The sequence below is a fragment of the Solilutibacter pythonis genome (genome assembly GCF_003697345.1).
Classification (GTDB): domain Bacteria; phylum Pseudomonadota; class Gammaproteobacteria; order Xanthomonadales; family Xanthomonadaceae; genus Solilutibacter; species Solilutibacter pythonis.
In genome coordinates this window covers 121,678-137,239 of the sequence record NZ_RFLY01000005.1, presented here as the reverse complement: position 1 = coordinate 137,239, position 15,562 = coordinate 121,678, and the positions used below count along the sequence as shown (strand labels likewise).

Annotated in this window: 6 protein-coding genes and 1 pseudogene; 6 read left to right on the top strand and 1 reads right to left on the bottom strand. The window is 65.9% G+C overall.

Going from position 1 to position 15,562, the window contains the following annotated elements; all coding sequences use genetic code 11:
- The first annotated feature begins 12 nt into the window (after positions 1 to 12).
- The 5 genes from EBB59_RS04925 to EBB59_RS04905 are packed head-to-tail and all read left to right on the top strand — an operon-like array spanning position 13 to position 13,641.
- Positions 13 to 4,398 (top strand): type I polyketide synthase, encoded by a 4,386-nt coding sequence (locus EBB59_RS04925; protein WP_122101034.1) that lies wholly within the window; start codon positions 13 to 15, stop codon positions 4,396 to 4,398.
- The gene (locus tag EBB59_RS04920; RefSeq protein ID WP_122101033.1) at positions 4,395 to 8,393 is read left to right on the top strand and encodes a non-ribosomal peptide synthetase; all 3,999 of its coding nucleotides are present in this window, start codon (positions 4,395 to 4,397) and stop codon (positions 8,391 to 8,393) included. The genes EBB59_RS04925 and EBB59_RS04920 overlap by 4 nt, the downstream gene beginning before the upstream one ends.
- Entirely contained in the window at positions 8,390 to 11,743 is a 3,354-nt protein-coding gene (locus tag EBB59_RS04915) for a non-ribosomal peptide synthetase (RefSeq protein WP_158601714.1), read from the top strand. The genes EBB59_RS04920 and EBB59_RS04915 overlap by 4 nt, the downstream gene beginning before the upstream one ends.
- Positions 11,744 to 11,757: 14 nt before the next feature.
- Positions 11,758 to 12,519 carry a thioesterase II family protein gene (locus tag EBB59_RS04910; protein WP_122101031.1) on the top strand — a complete coding sequence of 254 codons (762 nt, stop codon included), beginning with the start codon at positions 11,758 to 11,760 and terminating at the stop codon, positions 12,517 to 12,519.
- A gap of 3 nt (positions 12,520 to 12,522) precedes the next feature.
- The gene (locus EBB59_RS04905) at positions 12,523 to 13,641 is read left to right on the top strand and encodes an acyltransferase family protein (RefSeq protein ID WP_122101030.1); all 1,119 of its coding nucleotides are present in this window, start codon (positions 12,523 to 12,525) and stop codon (positions 13,639 to 13,641) included.
- A gap of 94 nt (positions 13,642 to 13,735) precedes the next feature.
- Here the strand turns inward: EBB59_RS04905 and EBB59_RS14205 are convergent.
- Positions 13,736 to 13,888 (bottom strand): annotated as a pseudogene (locus EBB59_RS14205) (AsnC family transcriptional regulator); the annotation flags it as partial.
- A gap of 126 nt (positions 13,889 to 14,014) precedes the next feature.
- On the opposite strand from EBB59_RS14205, the gene EBB59_RS04895 reads away from it, so the two are divergent.
- A complete protein-coding gene (locus tag EBB59_RS04895) occupies positions 14,015 to 15,502 on the top strand; it encodes an aminotransferase class III-fold pyridoxal phosphate-dependent enzyme (protein ID WP_122101077.1) in 1,488 nt (495 codons plus the stop codon).
- Positions 15,503 to 15,562: the final 60 nt, after the last annotated feature.

The following is a 15,562-nucleotide window of genomic DNA, read 5'->3' as shown; positions in this document are numbered from 1 at the left end:
GGAGAACCTTCCATGCATCATCCCGACGCCATCGCCGTGATCGGCTTCGCCGCCCGCCTGCCCGGCGCGGACTCCGCGGAACAGTTCTGGCGCAATTCCCTGGCCGGACACTGCGCCCTGCAACCGGTCGAAAACGCTCCCGCCGATGTGCCGGCGGAATATGTCCGGCATTGCTTCGCCATGTCCGGCGCCGCCGATTTCGATGCCGAGCATTTCGGTATTTCGCCCAGCGACGCCCGTCTGATGGACCCTCAACAGCGGGTGTTTCTGGAAACCGTCTGGCACGCGTTGGAACACGCCGGCTATTGCCGGCGCGACCCGGCGCTGAACATCGGCCTGTTCGCCAGCGCCGGCTTCAATGATTACGTCATGAAGCACGTCGGCGCGCGCCACTACCATCAAGGTGGCGCGGAATACTTCCGCATGCTGATCGCCAGCGACAAGGACTTCATCGCCACCCGCACCGCCTATCACCTGGACTTGAGAGGCCCGGCGGTGGGCGTGCAGAGCGCCTGTTCGAGCTCTCTACTGGGCGTGCATCTGGCGATCCAATCGCTGCTGCAAGCCGAAAGTGACCTGGCGATAGCCGGCGCCTCGGCGGTATGCCTGGATCTGGATCAGGGTTACGCGGCCGAAGCCGGCGGGCCGATGTCACCCAGCGGACGCATCGCGCCCTTCGACGAACGCGCCGACGGCATCATCGGCGGCAACGGTGTCGCCGCCGTCGTCCTCAAACGGCTCGACGATGCCCTGCGCGACGACGACACCATACACGGCGTGATCCACGCCAGCGCCGCCAACAACGACGGCTTCGACAAGGCCGGGCTGACGGCCCCCAGCGCACGAGGCCAGAGCGCCGTGCTGGCCGAGGCACTGGCGCTGAGTGGCCTGGACGCCAACGACATCCGCTACATCGAGACCCACGGCACGGGTACGCCACTGGGCGACCCGATCGAATTCCAGGCACTCGAAGCGGTCTACGGGCAAGGCGAATCGCCCTGCTACCTGGGCAGCGCCAAGGCCAACATCGGGCACTTGAACACCGTTTCGGGCGTCGTCGGTTTGATAAAGGCGGTGCTGAGCGTGCGCGATGGACGGATCGCGCCTCTGTGCCATTTCCATTCACCCAATCCGCAACTGGCGCCATCCTCACGGCTGCGCTTCAACCGTGAGGCACTGCCCTGGCCCGGCGACCCGGCCAACGCCTTCGCGGCGGTCAGCTCCTTTGGCGTTGGCGGCACCAACGTACACCTCATCGTCGGCGCACCGCCAGTACGAACGGCCACCATCGACAATGGCTCGCCACGCATGCTGTGCTGGTCGGCACGCACACCGGCACAAGCCGAGCAACTTGGCCAATCCATCGCCGACGCACTGCGCCAAGACATCCGCCTGGCCGATGCGGAAACCAGTCTGCTGCGGGGCCGGCGCGCACTGTCGGCGCGCCGGGCGCTGCTGGCCCATGACAGCGCCGAGGCCGCTTCGCGAATCGAACAGGGCGACATCATGCGCGACGACGGCCCGCGCCCGATCGCACTGCTGTTCCCCGGCCAAGGCAGCCAGTTCGCCGGCATGGGCCGCACGCTCTACCGAGAGGATGCCCGGTTTCGCCAACAGCTCGACCACGGCGCCGAATACCTGACGCCGCTGCTCGGCTACGACGTGCGCCCCCTCATCTTCGGCGACGACGACGCGCCGCTGCGCGAAACCCTGCACACCCAACTCAGCCTGTTCCTGACCAGTCATGCGCTCGCGCGCAGCCTGATCGGCCGCGGTCTGAGACCGGACATACTGCTGGGCCACAGCATCGGCGAATACGTCGCCGCCGTGATCGCCGGCGTCATGTCGTTCGAGGACGGCCTGCGGCTGGTGCACCAGCGCGCCCACCTGGTTTCCAAGCTACCGGGCGCGGCGATGCTCTCGGTCTGCGCGTCTGCCGAGCGGCTCGACACCCTGCTGCCCGCCGAGTTGTCGCTGGCGGTCATCAACCGCGCCGAACGTTGCGTGGTATCCGGCACCGCCGAGGACATCGAAGGTTTCGCCGAAACCCTCGCCGGCCAGGGCATCGACTCATTGCGACTCAACGTTTCGCATGGCTTCCACTCGCATCTGCTGGAGCCGATGCTCGACGAGTTCCGCCTCTGTTGCGAACAGATCCATTTCAATGCCCCAGCCCTGCCGATGCTGAGCAACCTCCACGGCGGCCTGCACGCATCGGATACACCGATCACCGCGGATTACTGGGTGCGGCACCTGCGCGAAACCGTGCGCTTCCACGACAACCTGGACACGCTGGCCCGGCAATTCCCCAATGTCCTCGCCGTCGAAACCGGGCCCGGGCAAGTGCTCAGCGACCTGGCCCGACGCACCTGGCGGGACATGGATGCCGACACCATCCCGACCCTTTCCTCGCCATTGCGGCAGGCGCAAGACATGCAAGCCTGCCTGGCCCGCCTATGGGTGACGGGCACCGATATGGCGCTTGCGGACACCCTTGGCGACAAGCGGCCCGGACGGCGCGTGCCGCTGCCGTTGTATCCCTTCCAACGACAAACCCACCTGCTGCCCGAACTGACGCGCAATGCAGCAAATGCCGCCGGCGTACTGCCGGCCGGGCAATGGGTGCAAGCGCCGCAATGGCGCGGTTGGCCCGTACCCGCGGGCGTTACCGCCGCGCCGGCGCACTGGCTGTATTTCCTTCCCGATCACCTCACCGCCCCGGACAACGCCCATGCCACCGTGACGCCTGGCGACGCTTGGCGGATGGAAGGCGCGCGCATCACCCTCGACCCGGATGACGATGCGGACTGGCAGCGTCTTTGCGAACAAACCCGCGACGTCACGGACATCGTGTTCGCCTGGCCGCTGGCGGACGCACGACAGCCCCCCGCCGACACCGCCTCGCCCCGCCATTTCAATGCCCTGTTACGGCTGGCAAAAACGCTGGCACGGCACGACTGGCGCGGACGTCTGCTGCTCATCACACCGCCACTGCAACCGCTGCTCGGGGACGAATCCGTCTCGCCCTGGGCGGCGCTAGCGGTGGGTCTGGTACGCAACTGGGCGCTGGAATATCCCGGCATCCAGGCATGCACGCTGGAAACGCCCGACCCACTCCCCACCGGGATACTGGCGGCGCTGTTCGCCGAGACCCGCGACAACGCCGCCGACGTGCCGCATTTCGCCGCCCGCCACGGCCGGCTATGGCGGCAATATTGGACCCCCGTGCCATTGCCCCCGGCACACGACGAGCGGCAAGGCCAGGTTGTCGTACTGATCGGCGGCACGGGCGGCCTGGGCCAAGTCCTGGCCCGGTCGTTGGCCGGGAAAGTCCGCACCCTGGTGATCGTGAGCCGCCACGCCAGCGCCCTGGCCACCCAGGAAAGCCATCGCGAACTGCAAGCCACGTTGCGCGCCGCGGGCACCGAGCCGATCTACATCGGTGGCGACATCGCGGAAGCGGATTTCTGCGCCCGGCTCTGCACCCGGCTCGCCTCTCAATTCGGCACGATCGACCGCATCTACCACCTGGCCGGACGCTACATCAACCAGACGCTGGAAGACCTCGCGCCCAACGCGCCCGACAGCAATCTGCGCAGCAAGGCGCAAGGCGCCTGGACGCTGCTGTCGCATCTATCCAGCCTGTCTTGCGGCAAGCTGGTGCTGTTTTCCTCCACCACCGCGGAACTCTCCGGTATCGGCTGCGCCGATTACGGCGCCGCCAACCTGTTCCTCAACAGCCTCGCCCACCAGCCCTCGAATACCCCGATACAGACGATCGCCTGGGATGCCTGGGCGCCCTCCGGGGCACTGGGCGAGAGCTTGAGCGAAACCGACGGGCTGTTCCACGACGCGCAACACGGCGCGTTCTCCGTGGAGGAAGCGCTGGCACTGCTCCAACGCATCGAGGACAGCGCCCTACCCTGCGTCCTGGTGTCGAAAATGGGGCTGGCACAGCGACGCCAAGCGCTAGCCGACACCGCCGCGCGCTACCGCCAGGCCGGCGGCAGCCAGGCCGACGCCGCGCCCGCGCGGATCGAATCCATCGATGCCGATGACGATCTGGAACGCTGCATGTGCTGCATTTTCGCCGAGCAACTGGGCCTCGAACGCGTTTCTACCGATGACGATTTCCTGCGTCTGGGCGGCGATTCGCTGCTGGCGGTACGCACCCTGTCACAACTGCGCGGCCTCTACGAAACCTCGATGAGCCTGGCCGACTTCATCCAGCACCGCACACCCCGCGCGCTGGCCGCCCTGTTGTCCTCCACGCCGCAGGCGCGGCGCATCGCCGGCCTCTATCTGCACCTGCGCCGACTCAGCGACGACGAACGACACCGCCTGGCGCAACGCCTGGACCAACGCGACAACGCACACCAAGAGAACGCTTCCGCATGAGTTCATCCATCCATCCCACCGACGACGCCCTGCTGAGGCGGCTGCTTCGCGGGCAACCCTCCGCACGCCCCGCCGATACCGACCCAGGCCGGCAACACGAACCCTTCGCACTGACCGACATCCAGCGCAGCTACCTGCTCGGCCGCAGCCCGGCGCTGACACTGGGCGGGCTGCCGTGCCAGTTCTATTACGAACTGGACTGCCCGTGCCTCACCCCTTCCAATTACCATCGCGCCTGGCGGCAACTGGTGAAACGCCACGGCATGCTGCGCACGGTGGTACTGGATCACCGGCAACAACAGGTACTGGCGCGGACACCGCCCCTGCCCCTGGATATCCACGACCTGCGCGACGCGCCCGACTGGCAACGACAACTGGACGCGTTGCGTCACCGGATCGCCACCAGCGTGCGCCCGCACGACCAATGGCCGTTGTTCAGCCTGGCTTTCAGCCATCTACCCGATGGCCACTGGCGCATTCACTTCGGCCTGGATCTGCTGATTCTGGATCAACAAAGCTTCCTCACCCTGTTGGATGAGGCCGCGCGGCTCTACCACGATCCCGACACCCCCTTGCCGGAAGTGGAGATAAGCTTCCGCGACTACCTTGAGATGACCGCGCGCGCGCAGGCCAGCGACAACGCGCGCGACTACTGGCGCGCCCGGCTCGACAGCCTGCCCGGCGCCCCAGCACTGCCACTGGCGAGACCGCTGGAAGCACTCGGCACGCCAACGTTCCGGCGCCTTCGCAAGACCGTCGACGCCGACGCCTGGGCAAGCCTGAAACAACGCTGCCAGCAACATGGCATCACCCCCTCCACGCTGCTGCTGACACTGTTTGGAGAAACCCTGGCGCGCTGGAGCGACAGCGCTCACTTCTGCCTCAACATGACGCTGTTCGACCGCAAACCCGTGCATGCCCACGTGGATCGGCTGATCGGTGATTTCACCTCCACGCTGCTATGCGAAATCGATCTGCGCCAAGCCTCGCCCCGGCTGGCTCAGGTCGAGCGACTCCAACACCAGCTCTGGCGCGACATCGAGCATCGTGACTACAGTGGAATGCGCGTGATGGCCGACCTGGCCGAACGCGCCGGCGAAGTGGGCAGCATGCTGATGCCGGTGGTATTCACCTCCACCCTGACGCAGAACGACGCCCGGCTGTTGCGCCACCTGCATCTTCAACCCGGCCGCCCCGTTCATGCGCGCGGACAGACCGCGCAGGTACTGCTGGACAACCAGTTGACCGAGATGGAAGGCGCACTGCTGATCCAGTGGGATCTGGTCGAAGGCGCTTTCCCCGGAAAACTGCCCGAAGCCATGCTGGAACACTATGTCCTCGCCATTCACCGCGCCGCGCGGGAAGACGGCTATCTGTTAGAGCCGACCGGCAACGTCGAACATCCCGACGACACGGTACAGGCGTTACACCCGGACGTGGAAACAGCCCACCAATGTCTGCACGACCCCTGGCGCACCTCGTGGCGGCGACATGCGGAACAACCCGCGATCATCCAGGGCGACGCCTCTCTCAACCATCGCCAACTGGCCGGCCTCGCCTGCGCCATTGCGCACGATCTGCAACGACACGGACTCCGCCCTGGCGATATCGTCCCCGTGCTGCTGCCACGCTGCCCGGCGCAGATCGCCGCCTGCCTGGGCGTCGTGCTGGCCGGTGGCGCCTACGCGCCGCTCGCCGCGGATCAACCGGCCAGCCGCAACCGGGCCATTCTCGACGAAATCGGCGCACGCTGGCTTATCGCCAACCCGGCCAACGCCGAACCAAGCCTGCTTACCGGCCACTTGTGCATCGAAGTGCCCGACGCGGCCGAGCCCGATCCGACACTGCTGGCCGCCACACCACCAGCACGCGCCAACGACCTGGCCTATCTGATCTACACCTCCGGCTCCACCGGTGCGCCCAAAGGCGCGATGCTGAGCCACCGGGCCGCGCTGAACACGGTACTGGAGATCAACGCCCGCTTCGGCGCCGATGCGCAATCACGCGTACTGGCCCTGTCCGCCCTGCATTTCGATCTGTCCGTGTACGACATCTTCGGCGTACTGGGGGCTGGCGGCGCGCTGGTATTGCCTGAACCGGAACGGGCGCTGGAGCCCTCGCACTGGGCTGAATTGTGCGCGAGACACCACGTCAATATCTGGAACACCGTGCCAAGCCTGTTCGCACTACTGGTGGATTACCTGCGCCTGCACCCGACACAGGCCCCGGAAATCCCGCTGCGCACGGTGATGATGAGTGGCGACTGGATACCCATGACGCTACCCGGCCAGGCCCTCGAACTCTGGCCACATCTGCATCTGTACAGCCTGGGCGGCGCGACCGAAGCGGCCATCTGGTCGGTGTGTTTCCCAATCACCACACTCGACCCGGACTGGACCAGCATCCCCTATGGGCACGCCCTCGGCGGGCAGCAGCTGTATGTGCTCGACGAACGGCTGCGCATCCAGCCACCCTGGAAGGAAGGTGAGATCCACATCGCCGGCCTGGGCCTGGCCGACGGGTATTTCAAGCAACCGGAGAAGACCGCCGCGCAATTCATCCGCCATCCCGTTACCGGAGTGCGGTTGTACCGCACCGGCGACTTGGGGCGTTACCGCGACGGCGGGCTGATCGAATTCCTCGGCCGTCGCGACCAGCAAGTGAAGATCAACGGCTTCCGCGTCGAAACCGGCGAAATCAGCGCCACGCTGCTACGGCATCCCGCCATCACCGAAGCGGTGGTGATCGCCGCCGGAGAACGCCACCAGCGTCATCTGGTGGCGTTCGTGAGCGGGCAAGTCACGGCACGGGACGCACTGGCCGCCTGGACGGCCGAGCGGCTTCCCCACTACATGGTGCCCAGCGCCTGGCATGTACTGGAGGCATGGCCCTTGACCGCCAACGGCAAGCTCGACCGTGTCCGGCTCGAAACGCTGGCCGCAACCCCCGGCGCGCCCGCCGCACCGGCAGCCGAAAACGAAAACGCACTTACCGAACAAGTCTGCGCACTGCTGGCGGAAGTACTCAAACGCGACCGGGTGCGGCCGAACGACTCGCTGATCGAGCTCGGCGCAAGCTCGGTGGAATTGATTTCCATCGCCACGCACATCGAAGCCCGTTTCGCGTTTCGCCCCCGCCTGCCCGACCTGGCTCGCAGCCCGACGGTCGGCGACATCGTGACGCTGATCGCCCGCCACCTTGCGCCCACTCAGGCACAAGACACGATGCAGTGGTTCCCCGAACAATCCACCGCCGAGGCGTTTCTGCGTTCGCAGAAAGCGATCCACGACAAACAGGCGCGGCAACTGTTCACCCAGGCCCGTCACGCACTGCGCGAAGACCTGGGCGACATCCTGGCCCTACCCGACGACACGCCACCGGAAGCCGCCTGGTTTCGCCAGAGCACACGCCACTTTGACGATTCCCCCATCACCACCGCGCAACTGGGCATGCTTCTGAACGCGGTGCGCGGCTATTTCCATCAGGGGCGGCGCAAATACCACTACGCTTCCGCCGGCGGACTCAACGCCGTACAGACCTACCTGCTCTCGCCACCGCATGAACGCACGACATTGGCGCCTGGCACGTACTACTACCACCCGCAACGGCATCAATTGCAACGCGTCGGCCCGTTCGATGCCCCGGACGGCCTGGCGCAACTGTCGATCGCCAACCGCGACTGGCTGCGCGATGCCCCGCTGCTGGTCGTGCTGGTGGTAGAACTGGCCGCCATCGCCCCACTGTACGAACAAGCCAGCCTGCCGTTTGCCCAGTTGGAAGCCGGCGCCATGGCGCAGTTGCTGGAAATGTCCGCGCGCCGCGCCGGTCTGGCGCTATGCCATGTGGGCGATGTCCACGGCACGCAGCTACGAGCGGCATTGCGGCTCGGCCCCTCGCAACTGCCACTGGCAAGCCTCGCCGGCGGCGTCGCGCCACCAAGCGAGCAGGCGCTGGCGTTGAGCTTCGAGCGCGACGACGAGGAAGGCATGCTGTGACACTGGAAGAACTGCTGGACAATCTCGATCGGCGCGGCATCGAAATCCGCGCCAACGGCGACCAATTGGCCTTTCGCGCGCCCGCCGGCGCGCTCGACGACACCCTCAAGAGCGCCCTGCGCCTGCACAAGGCGCATCTGCTGACGCGGCTCGATCACACCGGCGAGCCCGCCCATGCCGCACTGCTACCCGACCCGGCCACACGGCATGCGCCCTTTCCGCTGACGCCGATCCAGCAGGCCTATCTGGTCGGCCGCTCGCGGGCGCTGCATCACGGCGGAGTCGCGGCCCATTCCTACGTTGAACTCGAGCACCCCACCGCGACGCTGGCCCAGGCGGAAGACGCACTCAATACCGTCATCCAACGCCATGACATGCTGCGTGTGATCATCCATGCCGACGGCACTCAACGGGTGCTGCGGGAAGTCCCGCGTTACGCCATCGACTGCATCGACCTTCGCAACACGGACACTGCCGCAGTGCACGCCTTGCGCTCAGAAATGGAATCCCAGGTGCGGCCCACCGAACGCTGGCCGCTGTTCGAGATCCGCGCGAGTCTTCATCCCCACGCGCTGCGGCTGCACGTCAGCATCGATTTGATGACACTGGATGCCTGGAGCTGCCAGCTTTTCTTCATGGAATGGTTCTCGCTGATCGATGGCGCCACACTGCCCGCGCCCCCCGCACTGCAATGCCGCGACTATCTGCAATACCTGCACGGCGAAGCCCTTGCCGCACGTCGCGCCTCGGCCCAGGCTTACTGGGACACGCGCCTGCCAACCCTTCCCGCCGCGCCGCAACTGCCCGCGGGGCGCCACCACGTCGCCAGCACACGCTTCACCCGACTGCGTGGAGAAATCGAAGCCGCCGACTGGCTGCGCTTCAAGGCGCATTGCCGCACCCACCGCGTGACCCCTTCCACCGCGCTGGCCACCCTGTTCGCCAATGTGCTGTCGCAATGGAGCGACAACGAGGCGGTGACGCTGAACATGACGCTGTTCAACCGCCAACCGCTTCACCCCGAGGTGCAACGGGTACTCGGCGAATTCACAAACAACACCCTGCTGGACTTCGACCACATGGATCGGCCATTCCTGGCGCAGGTGCAAGCCGCCCAGGAGCGCCTGCTCGAACATATCGAGCACAGCCTGGTGGAAGGTGTCGATCTATTGCGCCAGCTCGCGCGGCAACGGCACGATTTTTCCGGCTCGCTGATGCCGGTGGTGTTCACAAGCCTGCTGCTGGGCGAATCCGGCACGTCCTTCGCCGACCTCGGCTGGCGCGAGGTCTACGGCCTGAGCCAGACGCCACAAGTGACCTTCGATCACCAGTTGCGCGAAGAACGCGATCGACTGCTGTTCAACTGGGATCTGGCCGAATCCGCGCTCGACGTTCCCGCCATGCGATGCATGCTGGAGCGCTACCTGGACGCGTTGCGCACGCTCTGCCGCGACCAACGAGCCTGGCAGCGCCGCGTGGACCGTGAGCCGCCGCCAGCGCAGGCAGCGCTACGCGCGCGCATCAATGCCATGGACACACGGTGCGACGATGCCGCCCGGACGCTGATCGAACCCTTTCTGCGCCAGACGCAACGACACCCTGGGCGCACAGCCGTCACCGACGCCGACAATCGAACACTGAGCTATGCCGCGCTGCTCGATTGGAGCCTGGCACTGGCCGCCTCGCTGCGACAGGCCAGCGTTTGCCTCGGCGACCGGGTGTTGATCCAGTTGCCCAAGGGCGCTGGACAGATCGCCTCGGTACTGGCCTGCCACCTGTGCGGCGCGGTGTACGTGCCGGTTTCGATGGATACGCCCCCCGGCCGCCTGCAAGCGCTCATCGTGCAAGCCCAGCCGAAAGCGCTCATGCAATCCTCGGGAGCGCCCGCCATCCAGCCCGGGCTTCCCCGTATCGACGCGGGCGCGCCGACGGCCGCGCCTTCCGACACGCCCATGACGGCGGCGCCCATCCACGGCGACCATGCCGCCTACATCCTGTTCACTTCCGGCTCCACCGGCACGCCCAAAGGCGTGGAAATGACTCACAACGCGGTACGCAACACGCTCGACGACATGCGACAGCGCTTCGGCGGCGATGGCGACGATCGCGTATTCGCCCTGTCGGCGTTGAATTTCGACCTTTCCGTCTACGACCTGTTCGCACCGCTGGCCTGGGGCGGCGGCATCGTCATGCCCAGCGAAGGCAGCGAACGCGATCCGGAACACTGGCACCGGCAACTCCATACCCACGGCGTCACCATCTGGAACTCGGTGCCGGCCCTGCTGGACATGCTTGTCACCTGGTGCGAAGCCCAGCAAGCGACACTGCCCGAGCACCTGAGGCTGGTGCTGCTCAGTGGCGACTGGATACCACTGGAACTGCCGGGTCGCCTGCGCAAACTGGCGCCCAATGCCCGCATCATCGCCCTGGGCGGCGCGACGGAAGCGGCAATCTGGTCGAACTGGCAGGACGCCACCGAGGTACCCGATGACTGGCCTTCCATCCCCTATGGCCGCCCACTGTCCCGACAGTGCTACCGGGTGCTCGATCGTTATTTTCACGACCGCCCGGATCAAGTCGCCGGCGATCTCCACATCGGTGGCGCGGGGCTGGCACGCGGCTACTGGCGCGACCCGACCCGTACCGCCGAAGCCTTCTTCACCCACCCCCGCGACGGACAGCGCCTCTACCGCACCGGCGACCGCGCCCGCTATTGGCCCGATGGCACGCTCGAATTTCTCGGACGCCTCGATCACCAAGTAAAAATCGGCGGCCATCGCATCGAACTGGGTGAAATCGAAGCGGTACTGAAAACACACCCCCAAGTACGACAGGCAGCCGTGACCGTGCAATCCCGACCCGGCCAGAAGATGCTGGTCGGCTACATCGTGGCCGATGCCAGCGACGGGCTCGACCAAGCCCTGAAAGAATATCTGGCCTACCGTCTGCCGCCCTACATGGTGCCCCGGCACCTGGTGCCGCTTGCCACGCTGCCGCTCAGCGCCAACGGCAAAATCGATCGTCAGGCCCTGCCACCCGTCCAACCCACGGCAACGCCCGCGCAACCGATCACCGAGCACCAGCAGATCCTGCTGGAAGTTCTCCGCGAGTGCACCGGGCTACCCACGCTCGCGCTGGACGACAACTTCTTCGAGGCCGGTGCCACCTCGGTCAAGCTGGTGCTGGCGCATGGCCAGCTACAGCAACGGCTGAAACGCACCTTCCCGGTGACGCATCTGTTCGCCTTCCCCTGCCTGCGCGCGCTGGAGCAGGCCCTAGGACGCGACGGCGCCGACAACCTCCCCGCGCACCGCCAGCGCCGGGCGCGCGGCCAGCACCTGACCTTCTGACCGGAAGACCCATCATGACATCTCCCTGGCTGCCCTTCACCAACCGTAAACCACAGCCCGAACTGGACCTCTACTGCCTGCCCTACGCAGGTGGCAACGCCAGCCTGTACAGCCAGTGGGATCGCTACTTTCCCGATTGGATCGCCGTACATCCGGTGGAACTGCCCGGACGTGGCACCCGCATCTGCGAAACGCTGGAGCAAGAACCGGCCGTGCTGGCGGAACGCCTGTTCGATGCGCTTCTGGCCCGCCGCACACGACCGTTCGCCCTCTTGGGGCACAGCATGGGCGGCGGGTTGGCGTTCCATCTGAGTCATTACGCCGAACGTCGTGGCCGGTCTCCCACGCAAATTTTCGTCGCGGGGCGCCAGGCCCCCATCATCGGCAGCCGCCGCAACCGCCTGTGCATGAGCGACCAGGCGCTGATCGAAGAGCTGCGTTTCTTGAACGGTTCACCCCCGGAACTGTTCGAGCATCCCGAACTCATGGCGCTGATGCTGCCCATCGTGCGCGCCGACTTCACGCTGAGCGAACGCATGCTCAATGGCGACGGCGACAAGCGCATTCATACCCCGATCCACGTGATCGGCAGCCGTGACGATCCCGAAGTGGACCACCGTCACCTGATGCGCTGGCAGGAAAACGCATACGCCACCATACGACTGAGCCTGCTGGAGGGCGGACATTTCTTCATCCACGATTGCGGCGCGGAAATCGCCTCGCTGGCGACCCGGGACATGACGCTCATCGCCCATCCCGCACACCGGGAGGGATGAGCGATGCGGAGCCAGAACATCCATTACCTGCCAGAACTCGACCACCTGCGTGGCTTCGCCGCACTGCTGATCCTTCTCTATCACGGCCTGCACAACTTTTCCTACCAGTTCCGCTTCGATGCACCGTTCTCTTTCGAAAACTGGCCCCGCAGTGACAATCCACTGCTGGCTTTTCTCTTCGAGGCCCATTTGTCGCTGGCGCTGTTCATGACGTTGAGCGGCTTTCTGTTCGCCTTCGCGTGCACCGGCCGGAATATCCACTATGGCCAGTTCCTCCGCAATCGGGTGCTACGCATCTACCCGCTCTTCCTGCTTTTCCTCATCGCCGGGATCTGCGCCTTCCCGAAGCAATTTGACTTCCTGTCCTTCGTGCAGACCCTGACCATGATGGGCAACATCAACGGCCGCCTGACGGCATGGCCGTTCACCGCCATGTTCTGGGCCATCGCGGTCGAGTGCCAGTTCTACCTGCTGTTTCCTGCGCTGATGCTGCTGGTGAACCGACGTGGCCCGCGCGTATTGCTGGCATTGCTGGTATTGATGTGGGTGCTGCGCTACGTGGGTCTGGCACATGACGCCAACGCGCGCGACATGAGCTACTGGACGCTGCTCGGGCGCGCCGACCAATTCCTGATAGGCATGATGGCCGGCCATCTCATGGCCCGCGGCCGGCTGAGACCACATGCCCTCTACCTGCCCGCCGGCGCCCTCGGCATGCTGCTCATCGCCACCGTGCTCAATCGTCATGGCGGCTGGCCAACCGATGCGAGCTGGCGCATCCTGCTCCCGCCCGCCGAAGCGCTCTGCTGCATGCTCTTCATCCTCGGTTACTGTCGCCTTGGCGCACGCTTGCCGGAAAGTCTGCATCGCCCCCTCACCGCGCTCGGCGTGATCAGTTTCTCCATCTACCTATGGCACTTCATCGTCATCAGCACACTACAACGCAACCACTGGTGGCTGACCCCCACCGGCAACCCGTATGCCGATGCCCTGCTCACCACCGCGCTGCTGGTGCTGCCCGTGACGCTGCTGTTGTCGGGCCTCACCTGGCACAACATCGAAAAACCCTTCCTCGGCCTGCGCCGACGCTACATCGATACCCCGCAACCCGCCGTCAATTAATCGGCGCAAGCGGCTTCGCCCCGTTTCCTGGAGAGGGGCAGTTCGCCAGCCCCCAATACGCCCGAATCGGCCCGATACCGGGCGACTCGGGCGGGCCGCCGAGCAAGCGCGCGCGCTCGAGCCGGTCGATCCGGCTTTGCACCGTGGTGCGCGAAAGTTTGAGCCGGCGCGCGATCCCGGCGGTGGAGGCGCGGGCGTTCTCGCGCAGCGGGCTCAACAGTGACTGGTCGGCGGCGGTGATCTTCATCGGTGGGAAGCTGAACAGGGTAATTTCGTCGTATCGACGAAATTAGTCGATATTTCGTCGGATTCCATACTACCGAACGACGAATTAATCCAGATAATGGGGGTTTACTACGATTTCGGAGTCCGCATGAGCTTGCTCGACACCCTCGCCCCGCTGCGCGCCCACGGCAAGATTCGCACCAGTGGCCTCGATGACGCCACCATCGAGCGCTTCGCCCAATCCCACCCGCAGTTGGCCGAGGCCGTCAGCGCCGCCGCCGCCGAATACGCCGAGATCAAGGCCGGCTTCCCCGAGCTGCTCGACCTGGACGAACCCGCCCAAGCCGCGCAAATCCAGACCGGCTTCGTCAATTTCTATTCCGCCGACACGGTGAACCCGTATGTCGCGCTGGCCGCGCGCGGCCCGTGGGTCGTCACGCTGAAGGGCGCGGTGCTGCACGATTCCGGCGGCTACGGCATGCTGGGCTTCGGCCACACGCCGCAGGCCGTGCTCGAAGCGATGGCCAAGCCGCAGGTGATGGCCAACATCATGACCCCGAACATCGCCCAACTGAAGTTCGACCGGGCGATGCGCAAGGAAATCGGCCAGACTGGCGATGGCTGCCCGTATGCCCATTTCATGTGCCTCAATTCCGGCTCGGAATCGGTATCGCTGGCCTCGCGCATCGTCGATGCCAACGCCAAGACCCTGACCGACCCCGGCGCGCGCCACGCCGGCAAGACCATCAAGCGGCTGGTGGTGAAGGGCGCCTTCCACGGCCGCACCGAGCGCCCGGCGCTGTATTCCGATTCCAGCCGCAAGACCTACGTGCAGCATCTCGCCAGCTTCCGCGGCGAGGATTCGGTCATCACCGTACCGCCATACGACGCGCAGGCACTGCGCCGGGTGTTCGCCGATGCCGAGGCCAACGGCTGGTTCATCGAGGCGATGTTCCTGGAGCCGGTGATGGGCGAAGGCGACCCCGGCCGCGGCGTGCCGCGCGCGTTCTACGACCTCGCCCGCGAACTCACCGCCGCGCATGGCGCGCTGCTGCTGGTCGATTCGATCCAAGCGGGGCTGCGCGCGACCGGCTATCTCTCGATCGTCGATTACCCGGGCTTCGAGGGCATCGTCGCCCCGGATATGGAGACCTATTCCAAGGCGCTCAACGCCGGCCAGTACCCGCTCTCGGTGCTGGCCGTCACCGGGCACGCCGGCCACCTCTACAAACGCGGCCTCTACGGCAACACCATGACCGCCAACCCGCGCGCGCTGGACGTGGCCTGCACGGTGCTGGGCCAACTCACGCCCGCGCTGCGCGCCAACATCCGCGACCGTGGCGCGGAGGCGTTGCGCAAACTCGAAGCCCTGAAGGCGGAGTTGAACGGCCTCATCACCAAGGTGCAGGGCACCGGCCTGCTGTTCTCCTGCGAACTGGCGCCCGGCTTCAAGGGCTACGGCGCGGGCAGCACCGAGGAATGGATGCGCGAACAGGGCATCGGCGTGATCCACGGCGGCGAGAATTCGCTGCGCTTCACCCCGCATTTCGCCTACGACGAGGCCGAACTGGACCTGCTGGTGGCGATGATCAAACGCGCACTGCTGGAAGGCCCGCGCGTGGCGCAAACGGCCTGACCGCTCCGCCGCCGCGACACCAGAACGCCGGGATATCCCCGGCGTTCCTCTTTGCGCGAG

What these genes read in the sequence shown, in the direction of transcription:
- EBB59_RS04925 (WP_122101034.1), top strand. Translation starts at nt 13, where the DNA reads ATGCATCATCCCGACGCCATCGCCGTGATCGGCTTCGCCGCCCGCCTG.
- EBB59_RS04905 (WP_122101030.1), top strand. Translation starts at nt 12,523, where the DNA reads ATGCGGAGCCAGAACATCCATTACCTGCCAGAACTCGACCACCTGCGT.
- EBB59_RS04920 (WP_122101033.1), top strand. Translation starts at nt 4,395, where the DNA reads ATGAGTTCATCCATCCATCCCACCGACGACGCCCTGCTGAGGCGGCTG.
- EBB59_RS04895 (WP_122101077.1), top strand. Translation starts at nt 14,015, where the DNA reads ATGAGCTTGCTCGACACCCTCGCCCCGCTGCGCGCCCACGGCAAGATT.
- EBB59_RS04910 (WP_122101031.1), top strand. Translation starts at nt 11,758, where the DNA reads ATGACATCTCCCTGGCTGCCCTTCACCAACCGTAAACCACAGCCCGAA.